The organism is Alcanivorax profundi, from assembly GCF_003597125.1.
Lineage (GTDB): Bacteria > Pseudomonadota > Gammaproteobacteria > Pseudomonadales > Alcanivoracaceae > Alcanivorax > Alcanivorax profundi.
Genome location: NZ_QYYA01000001.1, coordinates 74,136 through 95,028 on the forward strand (window position 1 = coordinate 74,136; position 20,893 = coordinate 95,028).

The following is a 20,893-nucleotide window of genomic DNA, read 5'->3' on the forward strand; positions in this document are numbered from 1 at the left end:
GCCATGAGTGGCGTAAAGGTTCGGGTGCCGCGCAAGTTGGTGGCCGAAATGAATGTGGTGCCCTACATCGATGTTATGTTGGTGTTGCTGGTGATTTTCATGGCGACGGCGCCAATGATGACCCAGGGCATCAACGTTGACCTGCCAGACAGCAACAGTGAGCCGCTGGATACCACCAAGAATGAGCCTGTGATTATTTCGGTCACTGCAGACGGCAGCTACTACATTGATGTGGGGAGCGATGGCGAAAGCCAGAAATCCGCTACTCTGGAAACGGTAAAGGGCCATGTGCTGCGGATTCACAAGCACAAGCCCTCTACGCTGTTTCTGGTGGAAGGTGACAGCAATGTGCCCTATGCCCGGGTGGTGTCGTTGATGGGCGCCCTGCAGGAGGCGGGGATCACACAGCTTGGCCTGGTCACAGAGCCGCAGGGGCGCAATGAGTGATCGTAAGGTTGCGCTTGCCTTTACCCTGTTCATTCACCTTGTGGTGTTTGGGCTGCTGGTGTTTAGCTGGAGCACGGATCCGACTCTGCACAAGGCGCCGGTGGTCCCCCCCCATGTGAAAGCGACCATGGTGGAGACGTCGAAGCAGAAGACGCCTCCAGTGGCGAAGCCTACGCCGGAAAAAAAACCGGCCCCCAAGCCAGAGCCGAAACCCAAAGCGGAGCCCAAGCCCAAGCCCAAGCCCAAGCCCAAGCCTGAGCCTGAGCCTGAGCCCAAGCCGAAACCCAAACCGGCTCCAAAACCGGCGCCAGCCCCGAAACAGGATAAGGTGCCGGAGAAAAAACCGGCGCCTAAACCGGAGGCGCCGAAAATAGATGAACCCAGCATTGAAGAAATGTTGGCGGACGAAGAACTTGCGATGGAAAAAGAGGTCGAAGCCGGCGCTGATGAGAACAAGGAGCAGGCCAGCAATGCCGATCAGTCTGATGTTGAGGTGGCCAGCTACACGGATGCGATCTCTGCCCATGTCGGGCAGCGGTGGCGAATACCGGGCAACTACCGTAACCGTGATGACATTACCACACGGGTGCGTATACAAATGATCCCCGGTGGTGAGGTGATTAACGTGTCTGTGGTGGAGAGCAGCGGTTACCCGGACTTTGACGAGTCGGTGATGAACGCAGTGAAGCTGTCCAGCCCCTTGCCGGTCCCGGATGGGCCCATGTTCAACAAGCAGTTTCGATCGCTGGTAATGGAATTTGATCCGAAGGTGGCGCAATGAAGTTGATGAAGCATCGCAGTACTCAGGCTTTTATGGTCATACTGGTTATGCTGTGGGCAAGTGCGGCCTCTGCTGAGCTGTTGATTCGTGTGACCGAGGGCCGGGTGGATGCCGTACCGATTGCGGTGGTGCCCTTTGCCGGTGCGCAGGGCGCGCCAGAAGATGTGTCGCAGATTGTCCAGGCAGACCTGCACCGCAGTGGTCAGTTCAAGCCGCTGCCCGCGGAAGACATGCTCAGCCGGCCCAGCAATGAGAGCGAGATGATCTATCGGGATTTTCGCGTGTTGGGTATGGAGTACGTCGTTGCTGGTAGCATGAAGGCGCTGGAAAGTGGCGGCTACGAAGTCAAATATGCCCTGTTTGATGTGTCCCGCCAGGTAAAACTGCTGGAAGAGTCGTATCGTCCTCCTGCCTCACAGCTTCGTGATGTTGCCCATGCCATCAGTGATCGTATCTATGAACAGCTAACAGGTATTCCCGGGGCGTTCTCAACCAAGATTCTTTACGTCACCTATAACCGGAATGACGGCAAGAACCCCTATCAGCTCCAGTATGCAGATGCCGACGGACATCGTGTCACCACGATTCTGCGCAGCAAGGAGCCGATCATGAGTCCTACCTGGTCGCCGGACGGTCGAAAGGTGGCCTACGTGTCCTTTGAAAATCAGGGGTTGCCCTCAATTTACGTTCACGAGCTTGCCACCACGCAGCGTGAAAAGGTGTCCAGCTTCAAGGGCATTAATGGTGCGCCTGACTGGTCACCGGATGGCCAGAAGCTCGCGTTGACCCTGTCCCGTGACGGAAACCCGGAAATTTACATGCTCGATCTCAATACCAAGGCGCTGACACGTCTGACCCAGCATTACGGCATTGATACAGAGCCGCGTTGGCTGCCTGACGGCAAGAGTCTGGTCTTTACCTCCAGCCGTTCGGGGGGGCCGCAGATCTACAAACTGAACATAAATGATAAGTCGGTCCGGCGTGTTTCGTTCCAGGGTGCCTATAATGCGCGCTCTGACGTGACCCCGGATGGGCGTTATCTTGTTTATGTGCACCGACGAAATGGAAGTTTCAATGTCGGTGTGCAGGACCTCCAGCGGGGAACGTTCAACATCGTTACCCGCACAGACATGGATGAGTCTCCCAGTGTTGCACCCAATGGAAGTATGGTAATTTACGGGACGCAAGATGGGGGAACCGGGGTTCTGCAAGCCGTATCCATCGATGGCAGGGTAAAAGTTGAGCTGCCCTCGAAGGAAGGGGAAGTCAGAGAGCCGGCATGGTCGCCGTTCCTCTGATAGAAGCTCGCCAGATGTTCAAGGAGTCATCTGGTGTTCTTCTTGTTCTCGGAGTCCAAACTAGGAAATTAATAGGAGCTTTTCGCATGCGTTCATTTCTCAATCCGCTGTTTGCCCTGATGTTGGCAGCTGTTCTGGCAGCGTGTTCCAGCACCCCGGCAGAAGATGATTCTTCCGCTACTACTGCACCTGAGCCGACCGACACCTCTCCGGTAACCCCGGTAGAGCCGGCCACGCCTGTCAAACCGGATACCAGCAGCATTCCGCTGACCGCTGACAACTTCTACAACCATCCGTCCAACTACGATGGCACCACGGATACCCGCGTGATCTACTTCGCGTTCGACAGCAACACCGTTCCGGCTGCGGCTTTCGAAACCCTGCGTGCTCACGCTACCTACCTGAAGAACAATTCCAACGCCAAAGTGCGTCTGGAAGGTCACGCTGACGAGCGCGGTACCCGTGAGTACAACGTTGCTCTGTCCGAGCGTCGTTCCCAGGCGGTAGAGAAGTTCCTGCGCGTTCAAGGTGTTTCTTCTTCCCAGATCGACGTCGTGTCCTACGGTGAAGAGAAGCCGGCTGCTTCTGGCCACTCCGAAATGGATTGGGCGAAGAACCGTCGCGTAGAAATCAACTACACCGCCGGTACTCCGTAAGCGATGAAGGTAGTGAACTCAAAGCGCCTGTTCGCAGGCGCCTTGTTCAGCTCCCTGGTACTCTGTGCGCATGCACAGGGTACCGGGCCGCTGGCGGTAGAAGATCGAAGTCTGCCCAGACAGCAGGCGCCTGCTGCTTCCCCTTCCTCTACGGCAGGTGTATCCACCACGATAAGCCAAGACGGTTTGATGGTGTTGATGCAGCAACAGCAGCAGTTTGAAGAACAGATCCAGCAGCTGAATGGCCAGATTGAAGAGTTGCGCCATGAGCTGCAAATCATGAAAGACGCTGAACGTGAGCGTTATCTGGATCTGGATACCCGAATCAACACACTGGCTGAGCAGGGTAAGACCGAACAGCCGGATGAGCAGGCCGAGGGCAATGTCGACCCTGAAGCGGACCGTGCGGCCTACAAGGCTGCCAAGGACAACCTGGTGCGCCGCGATTTTGATGCTGCAGCCAAGGCCTTCGAAGGCTACCTGAACGACTTTCCCAATGGTCAGTTTCGTGCTCATGCCCATTTCTGGTTAGGGCAGGTTTACAGCAATCAGAAAACCCCCCAGAACGACAAGGCCATGGCACAGTTCCAGGCCGTCGTCGACGATTACCCGGATCACAGCAAGGCGCCCACCAGTCTTTATGCATTGGCCACCATGCAGGCCCGTGATGGCAAGGTGTCTGAAGCCAAGATCAACCTGCACAAGCTGATCAAGCAGTACCCGGATGCCTCTGAAGCTGGCAAGGCCAAGTCCTTGTTGGACCAGTTAGGCAGCTGATCAAGCGCTAGCCGGGCACATTCCCCGGTAAAGGTGATAGAATCCGCGGCATTTCCGCTCAGGCCCCGCCACATTCCCGTGGCGGGTCGCGTTGGTCAGGAGAGGCTGTGGAGCTCCGTCTTACCGAAATCTTTCATTCCCTTCAGGGCGAGGCCCGTACCGTCGGTCGGCCAACGGTATTCGTGCGCCTGACCGGCTGCCCGCAGCGCTGTGTCTGGTGTGATACCGAATATGCGTTCTCCGGCGGTGAGAAATGGACGCTGGAAGCGATCCTTGCAGAGGTTGCCCGCCACGGCGCTGGCTGTGTCACGGTGACTGGCGGGGAACCGTTGGCGCAGCCCAACTGTCTGCCTTTGCTCACCGCCCTGTGCGATCAGGGTTATGAAGTGAGCCTGGAGACCGGTGGCGCCATGGATATTGCCGGGGTGGATGAGAGGGTGTCCGTGGTCATGGATCTCAAGGCGCCAGGGTCGGGCGAGCAGCATAATAACCGCCTGGAGAATATTCCCCATTTGCGCCCCAATCATCAGGTGAAGTTTGTACTCGCTGACCGCCGGGACTACGACTGGGCAAGGTTTATGCTGGACCAGCATCAGTTGCACAAGCGCGTCAGCGACGTATTGTTTTCTCCCGTCCAGGGCACCCTGGCCCCGGGAGAGCTGGCTGACTGGATCGTTGCCGACCGGTTGCCGGTACGCTTTCAGCTACAGCTTCATAAATTGCTTTGGAATGACGCCCGCGGCCGTTGAGCCCGGGATGAGGAGACCGTAATGAAAAAAGCCGTGGTGTTGTTATCCGGCGGTCTGGATTCTGCCACTTGCCTGGCCATGGCGAGGGATCGGGGCTACCAGTGCTATACCATTGCCTTTGATTACGGTCAGCGGACCCGCTCCGAGCTGGATGCCGCTAAACGTGTCTCGGCGGCCCTCGGGGCTGTCAGTCACCGGGTCATTGAGCTGGGGATGGGCAATATCGGTGGTTCTGCGTTGACTGACCACTCCATTGAGGTGCCTGAAGAGGGGGGGGACGGCATTCCCGTCACCTATGTGCCGGCCCGCAATACGGTATTCCTGTCACTGGCGCTGGGGTTGGCGGAGGTGGTGGATGCCGAGGCCATTTATATCGGCGTGAATGCCGTCGATTACTCCGGCTACCCGGATTGTCGGCCAGCTTTTATCGAGGCTTTTCAGGCTATGGCGGGTCTGGCGACCAAGGCGGGAGTAGAGGGGCGCCCGGTGACTATCGAAACGCCGCTGATGCACTTGAGCAAGGCGCAAATCATTCAGGCGGGCACGGCCTTGGGGCTGGATTACGGGCTCACGGTATCCTGTTACCAGGCTGACGAAAACGGCAATGCCTGTGGCAAATGCGACAGCTGCCGCTTGCGCAAGCAGGGTTTCGACGAGGCACTGGTTAAAGATCCAACAAACTATCAGTAAAGCGGAAAAAAATTCGCTTACCCCCTTGTCAGCCAGAAATAAATCCGTATTATTTGCGCCTCCTTCGGGAGCGGGTCGTTAGCTCAGTTGGTAGAGCAGTTGGCTTTTAACCAATTGGTCGCTGGTTCGAATCCAGCACGACCCACCATCTTCAAAAAGGCTGCCTTTCAGGCAGCCTTTTTTTGTTCCGGGTTAGTGCCCGCTGCGCCTAAGCCCGCATGCCCGTCGCTCGTTCCCCGTGCCTGTCAGCGTGCCATCATCGCATTTGGCTCCAGCCAGGGAATGTCCTCTTCCTCGCAGGGCTGCCACACCGGCAACGCCGCCTGCTCAGCAATACGGATCATATCGGAAGTGCCTCGGCCCCCAGCAAAGGCCAGAATGGCCTGGGGGCGTCCATGTTGCAGCATGCGGCGGTTCCGCATGGGGCCGGCAGCGCGGCCATGAGCGGTCCAGTTTGCCGGATAGCTCACCTGGTCAATGCCCACTTGGTAAGCCCATTGGCTGGCGAGTTGGTCCGCGCCGCTGGCGTCACCGTGAATCAGCAGGCTGAGAAGATTGTGGCGCTGCAGTCGCTGCAGGCTGCGTTGCACCAAGGCAGCGTCACGAAAATCCCGTCCACCACAAACCAGAATACGCATAATGCTGTCCATATGGTCAGTAATGAATAAAGTATAAGCCTGCATGGCAGTGATTGCACCCGTGTTACCGCTCTTTGGCCGGGTGATGACGTTTCTTCACGAACCCTTGACTGGGGTCCGGGCTAAACTTGTACAAAATAGGCCAAATGTACAGGTTTAGCTATGACACACAATGCCAAGATTCCCGTGGGTATCAGCGCTTGCCTACTGGGCATGGAAGTCCGCCATGACAAGGGGCACAAACGCTCGCGGTACTGCACTGATGTGCTTTCCCGCTATTTTACTTTCCGCTCGCTCTGTCCAGAGATGGGGGCGGGCATGAGCGCTCCGCGTAAAGCCATGCATTTGACCGAAGAGGGCGGTGTGGTACGCATGGAAACCACCGACGGCAAGCGTGACGTAACGCCGTTAATGAACGACTTCATTCAACGTTCGGTGCCCGAACTGTCATCACTGAGAGGGTTTATTCTCACGGCCAAGTCGCCCAGTTGCGGAATGGAACGGATTCGGCACTACACACCTGAGGGTAATGTCTTGCATCGCGACGGTGAGGGGTTGTTTGCTGCTGCGCTGAAGCGGGAATACCCCCTGATGCCGCTGGAAGAAGCGGGACGTTTGAATGATGATGCCTTGCGTGAGAACTTTATCGAGCGGGTTTTTCTCTATGATGACTGGTGTCAGATGGTGGAAGCCGGCCTTACTCCCAAGGGACTGATCGAGTTTCACAGCCGCCACAAATTCCAGTTACTTGCACATTGTCAGAAAACTTACCGCCGCCTCGGCCCTTTGCTGGCAGATCTGAAAAGTGGATCTCTGGAGGCCATTGCCGAGGAGTATATCGATGGGGTGATGCTGGCGATGAAAAAACAGGTTTCCCGTGGTGCTCATGTCAACACACTTCAGCACCTGACCGGTTTTCTGCGCGAGGATCTAAGCCAGGAAGATCGCACCCATATCAACGATCAGATTCAGGCCTATTTGCGTGAAGAGGTGCCTCTGGTGGTGCCTATGACGCTATTGCGTGGTGCGTTGCGTAAAGTGCACCTCCCCTACGTTAATGCCCAGCGATATCTGACCCCTTACCCGGATGCGCTGGGATTGAGGAATCGGGTATGACTGCAGCTGAGTCCATGCCCAAGCCGCCCCTGACCATTCAGGGAGTCAGTGAGCTATGTGGTGTCAATGCGGTCACCTTGCGAGCCTGGGAGCGTCGATATGGGCTGATAGAGCCCGAACGCACCGCAAAAGGACATCGCCGTTACAACGCGGCTCAGGTGGAGAAGATCCAGACCATTGTGCAGTGGCTAAACAAGGGCGTGCCGATACGTCAGGTCAGGGATCTCATCGACAGTCAGGATCATGCTTTTTGGTCTGAGGTCATTCCAGCCGGCAAGGTTGACGGCAGCAGAAGCAATGTCTGGCAAGCCGCTCACCGTGAGGTGCTCGCAGCCCTGCAGGGCTTGAATGGGCGCCGTGTTGAACAATGCCTGAACCGCTTGCTTCGTGATTATGGACACGATGCGGTTATCTCACATCTGACAGACCCTGTGCGGCAACAGCTGGCTGCATCGGCACCTATGGCGGTTCAACGGGCTTTGTTTGATAGTGTGCTGACACAGAAGTGGTCCGCACGCGCCTTGTCGCTGATGCCGGGTAGGCGTGAGCCGGGCTGGATGGTGGTGCCCTTGGGGAATCCCCTCGACGCACTGGAGTTGGCTATGGTGATGTCGTCACCCCTGTGGTGTCTGTCTCAACCGGTTGCAGTGGAGGCATTGACTCAACAAGTTATGGCCCGAGAGGGTTGTGGGGTGTTGTGGGTCGTGGATGCCATGCCTACCGCGGCACAACGCGATAAATGGTTACCATCGGAACCGCTCCCTTTTCCCGCTGCCGCCTGGGGCCCGCTCGCTAGCAGGTTGATGCCAGAGACGATGATCTTGAACGGTTTACGTGGCCAGCTTGCAAGCCAGTTGCCGACGTTGGGCGACGGGATGAATCATCGCCAGACGGAGCGTTTTGCATGAATCTTGTCTGGTTTCGTAACGATCTTCGCGTTCACGCGCACCGCCCCTTACAGCAGGCGCTGTGCGCCGATGGGCCAGTCAGCGCAGTTTATTTTCTCTGCGAAAAACAATGGGAAAGTCATCAGGTGGCGCCGCTACGTCGCTGGTATGTCCTGCATAGTCTTCTTGAACTTGGCGAACAACTGGCAGCGTTGGGTGTCCCGCTGGACGTGGTTGATGCAGCTACATTTGAGGCTGTTCCTTCGCTATTGACCCGGCAAGTACGTGACAAGGAGGTGCGGCAGATCTTTTGTAGCCGCGAATATCCTCTGAATGAACGACGCCGTGACGAAGCTGTTGCCAGTGCCATGGCTGAGTTGGGAGTGACCATCAGTGGAGTCGATGATGGTGTGCTGGTCCCGCCAAGAGCTCTGAGGACGGGAAAGGGTACGCCCTATACGGTTTTTGGCGCCTACAAACGCCGCTGGGATGCATGGCTGGATACCCATTTCGAGGCGCCTGCATTGGTGGACGTAGAAGGCGTCAGTCACCCAACGGATTTCCCCGGGCGGGCGGCGGTAGAGCGCGCCCTTGGTAGACTGCAGGTGTCACCATCGCTCACAGAACAATGGCGGCCCGGTGAGCAGTCAGCCCGTGAACAGCTTGATCGTTTCGTCTCCCACCAACTGGCCCGCTACCAAAAACAGCGTGACTTTCCCGCGTTGTCGGCAACAAGCGGGTTATCGGCAGCGCTTTCCGCCGGCACCTTGTCCGTGGCGAGTTGTTATCAGGCTGCTCGTGAAGCGATGGCAGATGCCGGTGCGCGTGAAGGTGCAGCATGCTGGATAGGTGAACTGGCCTGGCGAGACTTCTATCGCCAGATCATTGCCCAGTTTCCCAGGCTTAGTTATGGCGGCGCGTTCCGACGCGAAACCGAATGGCTGCAATGGCGTGATGACGATGATCTTTTTGACGCCTGGTGTGAAGGCAGAACCGGTTATCCCCTGGTTGATGCCGCCATGCGTCAATTGGTGGCGACGGGATGGATGCATAACCGTTTGCGTATGGTGACGGCCATGTTTTTGAGCAAACATCTGTGGCTTGACTGGCGTCGTGGGGAAGCATTTTTTATGACACATCTGATCGATGGGGATATTGCGGCCAACAACGGCGGTTGGCAGTGGAGTGCTTCCTCAGGCACCGATGCCGTGCCGTACTTTCGTGTGTTCAACCCGATCCGGCAGAGTCAGCGGTTTGACCCGCAAGGGGAATTTATCGCCCGTTGGGTGCCTGAGCTGAAGCATCTCGACAACAAGACTATCCACGAACCCTGGAAACAACCTCTTCTGGCAGGGGAGTACCCTGCGCCCATTGTGCCCCATCAGGGCGTCCGTGAAGCGGTTACCGAGGCGTTCAAGAACGCAAAAAAAATGTATGACGAGCAAGGGAGTGCGCAACAGTGAAGCAACGCATTGCAGTTGTCGGAGGGGGGATCAGCGGACTTACTGCTGCCTGGTATCTGTCGAAGAACCATGACGTGGAATTGTTCGAGGCAGGAGAGGAATTGGGTGGTCATACCTGTACTGTCCCGGTCTCAAGGCCTCATGGGCAGTATTCCATTGATATGGGGTTCATCGTTTTCAACGACCGCACCTACCCGAATTTTGAAAGACTGTTGCAGGCGCTGGCACTACAAGGTCAACCCACCTCGATGGGCTTTGCTGTCAGCGATCAGCACAATGGACTGGAGTACTGCGGGGATGGGCTGGGAGGAGTGTTTGCCCGTAAACGAAATTGGCTGAGTCCCGCCCACTGGCGTTTTGTCGCCGAGATCCTGCGTTTCAACCGGGAAGCTCCTGGCTTGTTAAATGATCCTGGGGCTGATATGCCCCTGGGAGAATATCTTGACCGTCACGGCTATAGTGAACGTTTCCGACGAGATTATGTATTGGCCATGGGCGGGGCTATCTGGTCCTGCTCGTTATCGCAGATGGAAGCGTTTCCTGCTCGCTTCTTTATTCGTTTTTTTGATCATCATGGGTTGTTGGCACTGAAGGATCGACCGCAATGGTATGTAGTGCCAGGTGGTTCAAGCGAGTACGTAGCTCGCCTGGCGAAAAACATCCAGGCACGCCTTCATGTCTCGAGCCCGGTGACTCGCGTAGAGCGTAACGATCAGGAGGTGAGGGTACATACGGGCGGCGAGATCAAAGTATTCGACCAGATTGTTTTTGCTTGTCACAGTGATCAGATTTTACCGCTCCTGGCTGATCCTGATGACCGTGAGCAAGCCGCTCTGCCGGTGCTGGAGTATCAGGGTAATGAAGTGGTCCTGCACACCGATATCCGGTTGCTGCCCAAACGTCAGCGAGTCTGGTCGAGCTGGAATGCCTTGCTTGATGATACCCCACAGCAGCGGGTCCAGGTCACCTACAACATGAACATTCTCCAGGGAATCGATGCGCCGGAAACCTTCTGTGTCACCCTGAATGCCACTGACCGCATTGACCCTGACCGGATACTGGCAACCCGGCATTTTGCCCATCCTCTATTCACGCCAGATACTGAAAAAGCCAGAGATGTTCTTCTGAAAGGCAATGGCCATAACCGCACCTGGTATGCGGGAGCCTGGTGCAGAAACGGTTTTCATGAGGACGGTGTGGTATCGGCTCTCAATGTAGTGAAGGGTATAACAGGCTGTGGTGGTCCACTGTGATTCGCCATGCCATTGCCAGTGGTAAGGTCTGGCATCGCCGTCACCAGCCGTTTGTTCACGCGTTCGCGTATCCGATGTGGTTGGTGTGGTGTGATATTGCGGACATTCCTTCGCTACTTTCGCGTCATTGGCTATGGGGACGGCGCTGGCGCCCTGTCGTTTATCGGGACTCAGATTTTGTGGATCCCAGTGATCGCCCTCTTGCCGACAAGGTAAAAGAAAAAGTTAAGGAACAGGGGCTCGATTGGGGTAGCGGGCGGATCATTATGCTTGGGCAGTGGCGAACCTTTGGTTCCCTGTTCAACCCTCTTGTCCTGTATCTGCATTTCGCCGAGGGGGAAGAGCAACCAGATAGTCTCCTGGCCGAGGTCCAGAACACCCCGTGGAATGAACGGCATTTCTATGCGGCAAGGTTAAAGCATTGCGAGGACGGTAGCCTTCAGGCCGATCACTCAAAAGATTTTCATGTGTCACCTTTTTTACCCATGGAGCTTCAGTATCACTGGCGTCTTCACGTGACCTTACCTTCACTGAGAATAATCTTGGAGGATAAAGATGCTGGTCAGACAGTCTTTACTGCCGGTCTCGACCTGGCGCTGGCCAATGCCGCGCCCGGTGAAATGAACCGTGTTATCTGGCGCTTTGGACCTCGTGGGATCGCAACCGTGCGGGGCATCTACTGGCAGGCCTTGCGTCTTTGGCGCAAAGGGGCTGTGTTTTATTCTCACCCTGACAAAAACTGATACTGAAAGTTGAATGTCTTTCCAGGATTGCAGGGTTGACAGGTGCAAAGGGAACAAAGGAAAAGGAGAAAAAATGCAGACCAGTGAAAAGGTAAATCATCCTCTCACATCATCACGGCAGGGCGTGTCAGGGTTGTCTGGTGTTGCTCGCAGGCTGGTGTTGCAACGGCTAAACAGTCTCCCCTTTGGTTGGCTTCGCATCGAGGAGCCGGATGGCAACACCGTTCATGTTGGGCAGCGCGGCACCGGACCCGATGGGGGGGTGATCGTGCTCAACGATTGGCGTACTTATTCCATGATGATGAGCGGAGGAGCTCTGGGGGCCGCAGAGGCCTTTATGGAAAAGTGCTGGGATAGCCCTGACCTGGTGAGAGTCGTTCGCTATTTCGCTGCTAACATCGACGCCATGCAATCATTTGAAGGAGGCCTTGCAAGGTTATCGAAACCCGCTTTGGCCTTGTTGCATCGCCACAACCGCAATTCGCTGCAGGGTTCGCGTCGGAATATTGCTGCTCATTATGATTTGGGTAACGATTTTTTTGCGCTGTTTCTCGACCGTACCATGATGTACTCCAGCGCCATATTCCCCTCCCCGGAGACTCCCCTTGAGGATGCTTCGGAGTACAAAATGGAACGGATCTGTCAGCGGCTTGAACTACAGCCGGGCATGGAAGTACTGGAAGTCGGTACAGGCTGGGGAGGGCTGGCGATACACGCGGCCCGTCACCATGGTGTCCAGGTAACGACCACTACCATTTCCCGTGAGCAGGCTCGTTATGCCCGTGAACAGGTGGCCAGCGCGGGGCTTGCAGATCGTATTACTGTGTTGGAGCAGGATTATCGCGAGCTGGAGGGGCAATACGATCGTGTGGTCTCGGTGGAAATGATTGAAGCGGTGGGCGCTGAGTACCTGCCGGGCTATTTCCGGATGCTGGGCGAACGCCTCAAGCCGGATGGCAAAATGCTGCTGCAAGCCATCACCGTCCCTGATCAGCGTTTTGATCATGCCAGGCGCCAAGTAGATTTCATCAAGCGGTATATTTTCCCCGGAGGATTTCTTCCCAGCGTGTCAGTGATGCAGCATCACCTCACCCGGCAAACGTCCCTGGTGACAACGGAACTGGCGGATATAGGTATGGATTATGCCCGCACTCTGCATCATTGGCGGGAACGCTTCCTTGCGGCTTTGCCGGACATTCGGGCGCTGGGATTCGATGAACGCTTTATTCGCATGTGGGAGTACTATTTCTGTTATTGCGAAGGTGCATTTCTGGAGCGAGCCATCAGTACCGTCCACCTTGTGGCAGTGGGGCCGCAATGGCGAGGCCGCTGAGTGTTCCTGTATCGTGGTTAACCATTGAAATGCGCTCTCTTCGAGCGCATTTTTATGAATATAAGGGGCATTCGCTAACGGGCGCATCTTTCCGTCAGCACCGTTGCGGCCACAATGTGGTATGATTCCCGCCTCAAATTTGGGTCATTTTCGCTAAGTTATTGATATCAGGGGAAAACCCCGGGCGGTGAGGCCGATGACTGCAGAGGCACAGGCACTGGTACAAGCCCACCTGGCAAAGGTGGTGCAGGACGACACGCTCAGTGAAGAGCAGCGTTTGGCGTATCGTGAACGTATCAAGACATTGTTGCGTGAGCGCGATGCTGTGCTGGTGGCGCACTATTACACCGACCCGGAAATCCAGTCGCTGGCAGAAGAAACCGGTGGTTGTGTCTCCGATTCCCTGGAAATGGCCCGCTTCGGCAAGGATCATCCGGCGTCCACGTTGATTGTGGCCGGCGTGAAGTTCATGGGCGAAACCGCCAAGATCCTCAGCCCCGAAAAACGCGTCTTCATGCCGACCCTGGAAGCCACCTGCTCGCTGGATATCGGCTGTCCGGAACAGGAATTCTCTGACTTTTGCGACCAGCACCCGGATCGTACCGTGGTGGTGTATGCCAACACTTCTGCGGCGGTGAAAGCCCGGGCAGACTGGGTGGTAACGTCTTCTATCGCCGTCGAGCTGATCGAGCATCTGGACCGTAACGGCGAGAAAATCCTGTGGGCGCCAGACAAGCATCTGGGCAGCTATGTGCGCGACAAGGCGGGTGCTGACGTGTTGTGCTGGGACGGAGCCTGCATCGTCCATGAAGAGTTCAAGGCCCAGGGCGTTCTGGACCTGAAAAAAGCCTACCCGGATGCGGCGGTGCTGGTGCATCCCGAATCACCGGCGTCGGTGGTAGAGATTGCCGATGTGGTAGGTTCCACTTCGCAGCTGATCAAGGCGGCCTGCGAGATGGATAACGATGCCTTCATCGTGGCCACCGACAAAGGCATCTTCTACAAGATGCAGCAGCTGGCCCCCGAGAAAACCTTCCTGGAAGCTCCTACCGCGGGTTCCGGTGCCACCTGCCGAAGCTGTGCCCACTGCCCATGGATGGCCATGAATGGCTTGCAAAACATGGTAGCGGTGCTGGAAGACGATAATGGTATGGGCCAGGAGATCTTTGTGGACCCGGTGCTGGCCGAAAAAGCCATGGTGCCGCTGAACCGAATGCTGGATTTTGGCCAGAGCCTGAAAAAATAGGCTCATCGAGCAGTTGTGGAAAAGCCCGATTGACTGCTCCCTGCTGGCCGTAGGAGCGAATAACCGACGCTCCTGCGCACAGGCGTGCGCTCAGCCTATTCCCGGAAAGCCGCGATACCCCAAATAACCCTGCTTTTCAGTCTTTCCCGCTCGCTCCCTCATTGTTCGTCCTGGAGAGATGGTTCGTTCGAGATTGGCGATACCGGTTAGCCCCGGATGACGGGTGCTGGCAATGGGTTTTCTTCCTTCACGTAACCTTTGCGACACGGCGGCATCCAATTGGTAACCTGATGGCTACCAATGCATCACAACCCGAACCCATTCAGCCGTGAAGTCTTATGCAGGATACCCACGATTTACTGGTGCGCAGCACCACCGATTTTCCCGCCCTGCGACGCGAGACAACTCGCATCTTGCAGGTCAACCTTGGTTACCTGTGTAACCTCAGTTGTGTGCACTGTCATGTGAATGCCGGCCCCAGCCGTACTGAACTCATGGATCTTGCAACCATCGAGACGGTATTGGAGGTGATTCGTCAAAGGGGTATCCAGGTGCTGGACCTGACAGGTGGGGCACCGGAAATGAACCCGCATTTTCGTTATCTGGTGCGTGAAGCCCGGGCCATGGGGGTCGAGGTCATCGACCGTTGTAATCTCACTATCCTGCTCGAGGACGGCTATCAGGATCTTCCTGAGTTTCTGGCGGAGCAGCAGGTTCATGTTGTGGCATCGCTGCCCTGTTACCTCGAAGACAATGTCAACAAACAGCGTGGAAAGGGGGTATATCAGGGCAGCATGGAAGCGATTCGGCGGCTCAATGCGGTTGGCTATGGCGAGTCCTTGCTTCTGGATCTGGTATATAACCCAACGGGTCCCAGCTTGCCGCCTCCCCAGGCAATACTGGAGGCGGACTACAAACGCGAGTTAGCGGCCCGTTTCGGGCTACGTTTCAACAGTCTGCTGACCATTACCAATATGCCGATCAGCCGCTTCGGCGCGGTGTTACTTGCCCATGAGCAGTTCAACGACTACATGCAATTGCTCCGTGACAGCTTCAATCGGGATACCCTCTCGGCAGTGATGTGTCGCAACACCGTCAGCGTGGATTACCAGGGCTATCTATACGACTGCGATTTTAATCAGATGCTGCACATGCCCATGGGGCATCTGCCCTCACATCGTCATCTCTCATCACTGTTGGAGGAGGATGTGGAGGGTGAGGCAATTTATGTGGCAGACCATTGCTTTGGTTGCACTGCGGGCGCGGGTAGCAGCTGCGGGGGCGCGTTGGAGTGACCTCTGTCAGTGTGATCGTGCCGCTGCTAAATGAAGCCGAGCGTATTCAGGCGACGCTAACGGGCATTCGGGCCGCATTGGGGGAAGGCGACGAACTGATTGTCGTTGATGGTGGAAGTTCGGATTCCAGCGCGGAGTTGGCGGCGCCACTGTGCGACCAGCTGCTGACAAGCCCGGCGCAGCGTGCCGGGCAGATGAACGCCGGGGCGACCCATGCCCGGGGGGAATGGCTATGGTTCATTCATGCGGATAATCAGGTACTGCCCGGGCATCGCCAGGCGTTGGCAGATCTTCCCTCCGCTGCTGATTGGGGGCGCTTTGATGTGTACCTGGATGCGCCAGGCTGGTTGTTTGGCTGCATTGGCGGACTGATTTCGCTTCGCTCCCGGTTAACGGGGATTGCTACTGGCGATCAGGGGATTTTTGTTCGCCGTTCCCTGTTTGACGCTGTCGGCGGCTTCCCGGGGCAACCATTAATGGAAGATGTAGCGCTATCGGCTTTGCTTCGCCGGTATTCCCGCCCCGTGTGTTTGCATCCAGCGATGCGTACCAGTGCCCGCCGGTGGCAGAGCCATGGCGTGTGGCGAACCATCGGCTTGATGTGGCGTCTGCGATACCGTTATTGGCGAGGTGACGACCCGGCCTCTCTTCACCGGGCCTACTATGGACAGAATAAGCCGTTGTCGGGAGGCGTATCTAGCCCTGCAGGCGGTCCCCGGAGATCTGATGGCCAGCACCGATGAATTGTTGATTTTTGCCCGTGGGTTGCAGGCAGGGCAGGTTAAGACTCGCCTGATTCCTGCCTATGGAGCGGAAGGCGCTCTGGCCATCTACCGCCATCTTTTGCGGCGTACCTGTGACGCGGCCGCCACCTTCCCGGGGCGGGTTACCCTTTGGGCTGACCGGCATGACCCGGCGCTTGCCAGGCTTGCGGCATCCAGAGGGTGGGGAATGTCGGTTCAGTGCGGTGAAGACCTTGGAGAGAGAATGTCCCATGCGCTCTTCCAGTCATTGCGGGCGTCGCAAAAGGTACTGTTGATCGGCAGTGATTGCCCGCTTCTGGATAGCGACTATTTTGTACAGGCATTGGCGGCACTCGATACTAATAACGTCGTATTTGGCGCGAGTGAAGACGGCGGGTATGTACTGCTTGGCTCATCCTCTGCCGCGTTGTGGCAGTGCAACCCTTTTGCCGGTGTCCACTGGGGCTCGGCTGCCGCACTGCAACAGAGTCAGCAGGCCTTGATGGACGCAGCCCAGCATGTTCTGCCTGCCCTTTGGGATGTGGATCTGCCTGAGGATGTTTGTCGGGCCTGTGGCCTTGGACTGCTGCCGACGGAGTTTTTACCTGTTCCGCCGGCCCGCGTGTAGCCGACGAGCTGAATTCCGGATCTGGTACACATACGCTATATTTCGTAGGCGGTATGATTTTCCCCGTAATGGATGACGGAGCCAGCATGCAAGATTCAGTAATGATTGATTCGGACGTGGTCGCCGAATTACAGGATGTAATGGGCAGTGACTTTTCAGTGTTGCTGGAATCCTTCGAGCGCGATGGCCAGCAACGTCTGGCCGCGCTTACGGCTGCGCTGGCGGTTGGTGACACCGATAGCGTGCGCCGTGAAGCCCACTCCTTCAAAGGCAGCAGCGGCAATCTTGGGGCTATTCAGGTGTGTACTCTGTGTATGGAGCTGGAAGCGTTGGCAGGCGAGGGGAATCTTGAGCGTGCAGAAACGGTACTCACGCGTCTTAACAGTACATTCAGACAGGCCTGCGAAGCACTGAATGCCCTGTAATCCACCCGGCAAGCCCGTAATGACGGGCAAAAAAAACCCTCTTCCAAAATGGGGTGGAAGAGGGGGGTTGTGAGCGCTATTTCTAGCGCCTTGGGGGGATACTGGTTGAAGCTCGGGGTTACCCTGACCTCATGAAAATCATGCTAACCATAAGTGCCATCGGGTGCTGTAAAAACCGGTGAGAAAATGTAAAAACTTGGCCGGCTTTTATGGCGCCAGTGTATTTTTGGAAGGATGGAATCCGGTTGGTGTGGACATCCTTGTAAGAGATCTCTTACAAGGATGTAGGAAATATTGGTCTTTTTCGCCAAATATTGGCGTAAAAAATACGGGTTTTTTCGCTAACCCAATGAAAAACATAGTGTTTATTGTGGTGCGCGTTTTTTGCACTGACTTTTAATATTTTTTTTACCCAAACCCGAAATTTCCGTTGTTATAGTGGACTCGTGTTCAGGGATATGAGCACAGGGACAAGCAAGGATCGCAAGACACGGAAGTCACGGTGAGCGCAAAAAAGGGTCAGGACGACTCGACGCAAAAAGGGCGGCAGGATGCCGCCCTTTTATTTTGTCTGCTGAAAACCGTTTAGGCTTCAGGAGCAGCGGGAAGGCCTTAGCCTTGCCATTCGCGAACCAGCTTGTCGCGTTTGCCTTCAACGCCATCCCACTCTTCAGCGTCGTCCGGCGCGTCTTTCATTTCGGTAATGTTCGGCCATTTCTCGGCCAGATCCGCATTGATCTCCAGGAAGTCCTGCTGATCATCCGGCAGCTCATCTTCGGAGAAAATGGCATTCACCGGGCACTCCGGCTCACACAGTGCACAGTCGATGCACTCGTCCGGGTGGATTACCAGGAAGTTAGGGCCTTCGTAGAAACAGTCTACCGGGCACACTTCCACACAATCGGTGTGTTTGCAGTTAATGCAGTTTTCACCTACTACGAACGTCATAGCCTGTCCTCGCCAGGTGTCGTGATCTTCATACAGCGTCAACCCTCCGATTATAGCAGGATTACACGCGGTCTCGCTTGGGGTGGCGGTAGTCTAGCGGCATGGCCTGAGGCAGGCAAACGAAGACTTGATATAAGGTAATACCCTGCGATGGCCGGAGAAGACAGTCCGCGGCGGCTTGACTCCGCAGGCGCGCCTCATGCGGCGCTCCTGCAACCCTTAAAGGAGTCCTCTCAGCTTATACAGGGCTTCCAGCGCCTGCTTGGGCGTCAGCTCATCCGGGTCCAGTTCTGCCAGGGCCTGCTCGGCGGCGCTGGGCTCGGCAAAAAGACTGGCCTGGGCCGGTGCGGTGCTCGGGGTGCTGGCGGAGGCAATCACCGTGGGGGGGGCATCGTTCACCGTCAGGGTTTGCCCGGCTTCCAGCTCTCGCAGTTTCTCGCCGGCTTGCTGAATGACGCCGGCGGGCACCCCCGCCAGTTGAGCCACCTGCAGGCCGTAACTGCGGCTCGCCGGGCCTTCCTGTACCCGGTGCAGGAACACGATACGGTTGTCGTGTTCGCTGGCGGTAAGGTGGGCGTTGTAGATGCCGGGCAGTTGCTCCGGTAGCTGGGTCAGCTCGAAATAATGGGTGGCGAACAGGGTGAAGGCCTTGAGATTCCGGGCCAGATGTTCGGCAGCGGCCCAGGCCAGGCTCAGGCCATCGAAGGTGCTGGTGCCGCGGCCAATCTCGTCCATCAGCACCAGGCTCTTGGCGGTGGCATTGTTGAGGATGTTGGCGGTTTCTGACATTTCCACCATGAACGTAGAGCGGCCACCAGCCAGGTCATCCGAGGAGCCGATACGGGTAAAGATCCGGTCCAGATTGCCGATGCGGGCGCTGGCCGCAGGCACGCAGCTGCCCAGATGAGCCAGCAGGGCAATCAGCGCGGTTTGACGCATGTAGGTCGATTTACCGCCCATGTTCGGGCCGGTGATGATCACCATGCGGCGGGCATCATCCAGGTGCAGGCTGTTGGGCACAAAGGCGTCGTCCAGCACCTGTTCGACGACCGGGTGACGGCCATCCACGATCTCGATGATCGCCTCTTCATCCACCAGCTGCGGGCGCACCCAGTTCAGCGCCTCGGCACGCTCGGCCAGTGCGGCCAAGACATCCAGCTCGGCCACCGCCGCAGCACAGCGTTGCAGCGGGTGCAGGTCGGCGGCCACTTTTTCCAGTAGCGCTTCGTATAGACGCTTCTCCAGGGTCAGCGCCTTGCTGGAGGCGGACAGCGCCTTGTCCTCGAACTCCTTCAGCTCGGGGGTGATGAACCGTTCGGCATTCTTGAGGGTCTGGCGACGCTGGTAATCTACCGGGGCATCGTCCGCTTCCCGACGCGACAGTTCGATGTAATAGCCGTGGACCTTGTTGTACTTCACCCGCAGGGTAGAGAAGCCGGTGCGTTCGCGCTCGCGGGTCTCGATATCCACCAGCACCTGGCCGGCGTTCTCGCTGATGGAGCGTAGCTCATCCAACTCCGGGCTGTAGCCGGGGGCGATCACGCCGCCATCGCGAATCAGCATGGGCGGGTTCTCGATCACCGCGTTGCCGAGCAGTTCCACTTGCTCCGGGAACTGGCCAATGCGTTCGATCAGCTCATAAAAGGCATCGCTGGCAGGCAAGGTGCCAATCAGGGCCGGCAGGGACTTGAGGCTGGCATGCAGACGCGTCAGATCCCGCGGGCGGGCGGAGCGCAGCGCCACCCGGCCGAGAATCCGCTCCATGTCGCCGATGTCATTCAGCACATCGCGGGTCGACTCGAAACACCAGCCCTGGCGCAGGGCTTCAATCTGATCCTGGCGCTGCTTGAGGGTGGTGCGGTTGCGCATGGGTTGGTGTACCCAGCGCTTCAGCTGACGGGCGCCCATGGCGGTCTTGGTGCTGTCCAGCACCCAGGCGAGGGTATGCTGCTCCTGGCCATCCAGGGTTTCGGTCAGTTCCAGGTTGCGACGAGTGGCCGCATCCATGGCCACGGTGTCGTCGAAGCTCTCTACCGTCAGGCCGGTGACATGGGGCAGCTCGCCGCGCTGGGTTTCTCTGGCATAGCCGAGCAAGGCGCCGGCGGCGGCTACGGCCACTGGAGTGGGTTCACCAAAGCCGGCCAGATCCTGTACCTGAAACTGCTGGCACAACTGGCGACGGGCGGATTCTTCATCAAATTCCCAGTCCGGACGCTTGCGGCTGCCGGCTTTGTCGCCCCAGCGGCCGGGCAGGGATTTGTCTTCGCTGTAGAGCAGCTCCGCGGGAGACCAACGCTCCAGCAGTGCCTGCAATTGTTCGCTGCCTTCCACCTGCGTGACCACAAAGCGCCCGGCGGCCACATCCAGGCTGGCGCAGCCATGTTGGCCCTTGGCTTCATAGACGGCACAGAGCAGGTTGTCGCGTCGCTCTTCCAGCAGCGCCTCGTCACTCACGGTGCCCGGGGTCACGATGCGCACCACCTTGCGCTCCACCGGTCCCTTCGCCAGCGCCGGGTCGCCAATCTGCTCGGCAATGGCCACGGATTCACCCAGCTTCACCAGCCGTGCCAGGTAGCCTTCGGCGGCATGGTAGGGGATGCCCGCCATGGGAATCGGCTTGCCCGCACTCTGGCCGCGTTGGGTGAGGGTAATGTCCAGCAGCCGGGAGGCCTTCTGGGCATCGCCAAAGAACAGTTCGTAAAAATCCCCCATGCGGTAGAACACCAGCTGGTCCGGGTGCTCGGCCTTGATCGCCAGGTATTGCTGCATCATTGGCG

21 protein-coding genes and 1 tRNA gene are annotated in these 20,893 nt (G+C 57.1%); 19 read left to right on the forward strand and 3 right to left on the reverse strand.

From position 1 onward, the window contains the following. Positions 1–3 precede the first annotated feature (3 nt). The 8 genes from tolR (at position 4) to D4A39_RS00345 (ending at position 5,546) form a co-directional block, all read left to right on the forward strand. Positions 4–447, forward strand: a complete 444-nt coding sequence (gene tolR / locus D4A39_RS00310) for a protein TolR (protein ID WP_022983932.1) — start codon at positions 4–6, stop codon at positions 445–447. After that, complete coding sequence (gene tolA / locus D4A39_RS00315) at positions 440–1,228, forward strand: cell envelope integrity protein TolA (RefSeq protein WP_119917297.1); 789 nt, start codon at positions 440–442, stop codon at positions 1,226–1,228. Before tolR ends, tolA begins: the two co-directional genes overlap by 8 nt. Positions 1,229–1,233: 5 nt before the next feature. Next, positions 1,234–2,526 (forward strand): Tol-Pal system beta propeller repeat protein TolB, encoded by a 1,293-nt coding sequence (tolB, locus tag D4A39_RS00320; RefSeq protein ID WP_031225820.1) that lies wholly within the window; start codon positions 1,234–1,236, stop codon positions 2,524–2,526. Between the two features lie 86 nt (positions 2,527–2,612). Then, the gene (gene pal / locus D4A39_RS00325) at positions 2,613–3,182 is read left to right on the forward strand and encodes a peptidoglycan-associated lipoprotein Pal (RefSeq protein ID WP_022983929.1); all 570 of its coding nucleotides are present in this window, start codon (positions 2,613–2,615) and stop codon (positions 3,180–3,182) included. Positions 3,183–3,185: 3 nt separating this feature from the next. Continuing rightward, positions 3,186–3,959, forward strand: coding sequence for a tol-pal system protein YbgF (gene ybgF, locus D4A39_RS00330; RefSeq protein ID WP_119917298.1), 774 nt, complete (start codon positions 3,186–3,188; stop codon positions 3,957–3,959). 107 nt (positions 3,960–4,066) lie between these two features. Continuing rightward, positions 4,067–4,708 (forward strand): 7-carboxy-7-deazaguanine synthase QueE, encoded by a 642-nt coding sequence (gene queE / locus D4A39_RS00335; RefSeq protein ID WP_022983927.1) that lies wholly within the window; start codon positions 4,067–4,069, stop codon positions 4,706–4,708. 21 nt (positions 4,709–4,729) lie between these two features. Next, positions 4,730–5,398, forward strand: coding sequence for a 7-cyano-7-deazaguanine synthase QueC (queC, locus tag D4A39_RS00340; protein ID WP_022983926.1), 669 nt, complete (start codon positions 4,730–4,732; stop codon positions 5,396–5,398). A 72-nt stretch (positions 5,399–5,470) separates the two neighbouring features. Continuing rightward, a tRNA-Lys gene (locus D4A39_RS00345) sits at positions 5,471–5,546 on the forward strand. Positions 5,547–5,643: 97 nt separating this feature from the next. On the opposite strand, the gene D4A39_RS00350 is transcribed toward D4A39_RS00345, so the two are convergent. Further along, positions 5,644–6,036: a DUF2493 domain-containing protein gene (locus D4A39_RS00350; RefSeq protein ID WP_052017457.1), complete on the reverse strand. Its 393-nt coding sequence runs from the start codon at positions 6,034–6,036 to the stop codon at positions 5,644–5,646. A gap of 162 nt (positions 6,037–6,198) precedes the next feature. Here D4A39_RS00350 and D4A39_RS00355 point away from each other — a divergent pair, with 162 nt between their 5' ends. From D4A39_RS00355 to D4A39_RS00405, 11 genes are all read left to right on the forward strand, one after another. Continuing rightward, entirely contained in the window at positions 6,199–7,152 is a 954-nt protein-coding gene (locus D4A39_RS00355) for a YbgA family protein (RefSeq protein WP_022983924.1), read from the forward strand. Next, a complete protein-coding gene (locus D4A39_RS00360) occupies positions 7,149–8,060 on the forward strand; it encodes a MerR family transcriptional regulator (RefSeq protein ID WP_022983923.1) in 912 nt (303 codons plus the stop codon). Before D4A39_RS00355 ends, D4A39_RS00360 begins: the two co-directional genes overlap by 4 nt. Next, positions 8,057–9,502, forward strand: coding sequence for a cryptochrome/photolyase family protein (locus D4A39_RS00365; protein ID WP_022983922.1), 1,446 nt, complete (start codon positions 8,057–8,059; stop codon positions 9,500–9,502). The genes D4A39_RS00360 and D4A39_RS00365 overlap by 4 nt, the downstream gene beginning before the upstream one ends. Next, positions 9,499–10,755: an NAD(P)/FAD-dependent oxidoreductase gene (locus D4A39_RS00370; RefSeq protein ID WP_119917299.1), complete on the forward strand. Its 1,257-nt coding sequence runs from the start codon at positions 9,499–9,501 to the stop codon at positions 10,753–10,755. The genes D4A39_RS00365 and D4A39_RS00370 overlap by 4 nt, the downstream gene beginning before the upstream one ends. Further along, complete coding sequence (locus D4A39_RS00375) at positions 10,752–11,498, forward strand: DUF1365 domain-containing protein (protein ID WP_031225814.1); 747 nt, start codon at positions 10,752–10,754, stop codon at positions 11,496–11,498. The genes D4A39_RS00370 and D4A39_RS00375 overlap by 4 nt, the downstream gene beginning before the upstream one ends. Before the next feature lie 73 nt (positions 11,499–11,571). Next, entirely contained in the window at positions 11,572–12,831 is a 1,260-nt protein-coding gene (locus tag D4A39_RS00380; RefSeq protein WP_022983918.1) for an SAM-dependent methyltransferase, read from the forward strand. 196 nt (positions 12,832–13,027) lie between these two features. Further along, the gene (gene nadA / locus D4A39_RS00385) at positions 13,028–14,077 is read left to right on the forward strand and encodes a quinolinate synthase NadA (protein ID WP_022983917.1); all 1,050 of its coding nucleotides are present in this window, start codon (positions 13,028–13,030) and stop codon (positions 14,075–14,077) included. A 338-nt stretch (positions 14,078–14,415) separates the two neighbouring features. Beyond that, positions 14,416–15,372, forward strand: coding sequence for an arsenosugar biosynthesis radical SAM (seleno)protein ArsS (gene arsS / locus D4A39_RS00390; protein ID WP_022983916.1), 957 nt, complete (start codon positions 14,416–14,418; stop codon positions 15,370–15,372). Continuing rightward, positions 15,369–16,115 (forward strand): TIGR04283 family arsenosugar biosynthesis glycosyltransferase, encoded by a 747-nt coding sequence (locus D4A39_RS00395; protein ID WP_022983915.1) that lies wholly within the window; start codon positions 15,369–15,371, stop codon positions 16,113–16,115. The genes arsS and D4A39_RS00395 overlap by 4 nt, the downstream gene beginning before the upstream one ends. Beyond that, on the forward strand, positions 16,099–16,743 hold the full coding sequence (locus D4A39_RS00400) for a TIGR04282 family arsenosugar biosynthesis glycosyltransferase (protein ID WP_022983914.1): 645 nt from the start codon (positions 16,099–16,101) through the stop codon (positions 16,741–16,743). The genes D4A39_RS00395 and D4A39_RS00400 overlap by 17 nt, the downstream gene beginning before the upstream one ends. 86 nt (positions 16,744–16,829) lie before the next feature. Next, positions 16,830–17,168, forward strand: a complete 339-nt coding sequence (locus D4A39_RS00405) for an Hpt domain-containing protein (protein WP_022983913.1) — start codon at positions 16,830–16,832, stop codon at positions 17,166–17,168. A gap of 612 nt (positions 17,169–17,780) precedes the next feature. Here D4A39_RS00405 and fdxA read toward each other — a convergent pair. Both fdxA and mutS read right to left on the reverse strand, forming a co-directional pair. Further along, positions 17,781–18,116, reverse strand: coding sequence for a ferredoxin FdxA (fdxA, locus tag D4A39_RS00410; RefSeq protein WP_022983912.1), 336 nt, complete (start codon positions 18,114–18,116; stop codon positions 17,781–17,783). 219 nt (positions 18,117–18,335) lie between these two features. Beyond that, positions 18,336–20,888: a DNA mismatch repair protein MutS gene (gene mutS, locus D4A39_RS00415; RefSeq protein ID WP_119917625.1), complete on the reverse strand. Its 2,553-nt coding sequence runs from the start codon at positions 20,886–20,888 to the stop codon at positions 18,336–18,338. Positions 20,889–20,893: the final 5 nt, after the last annotated feature.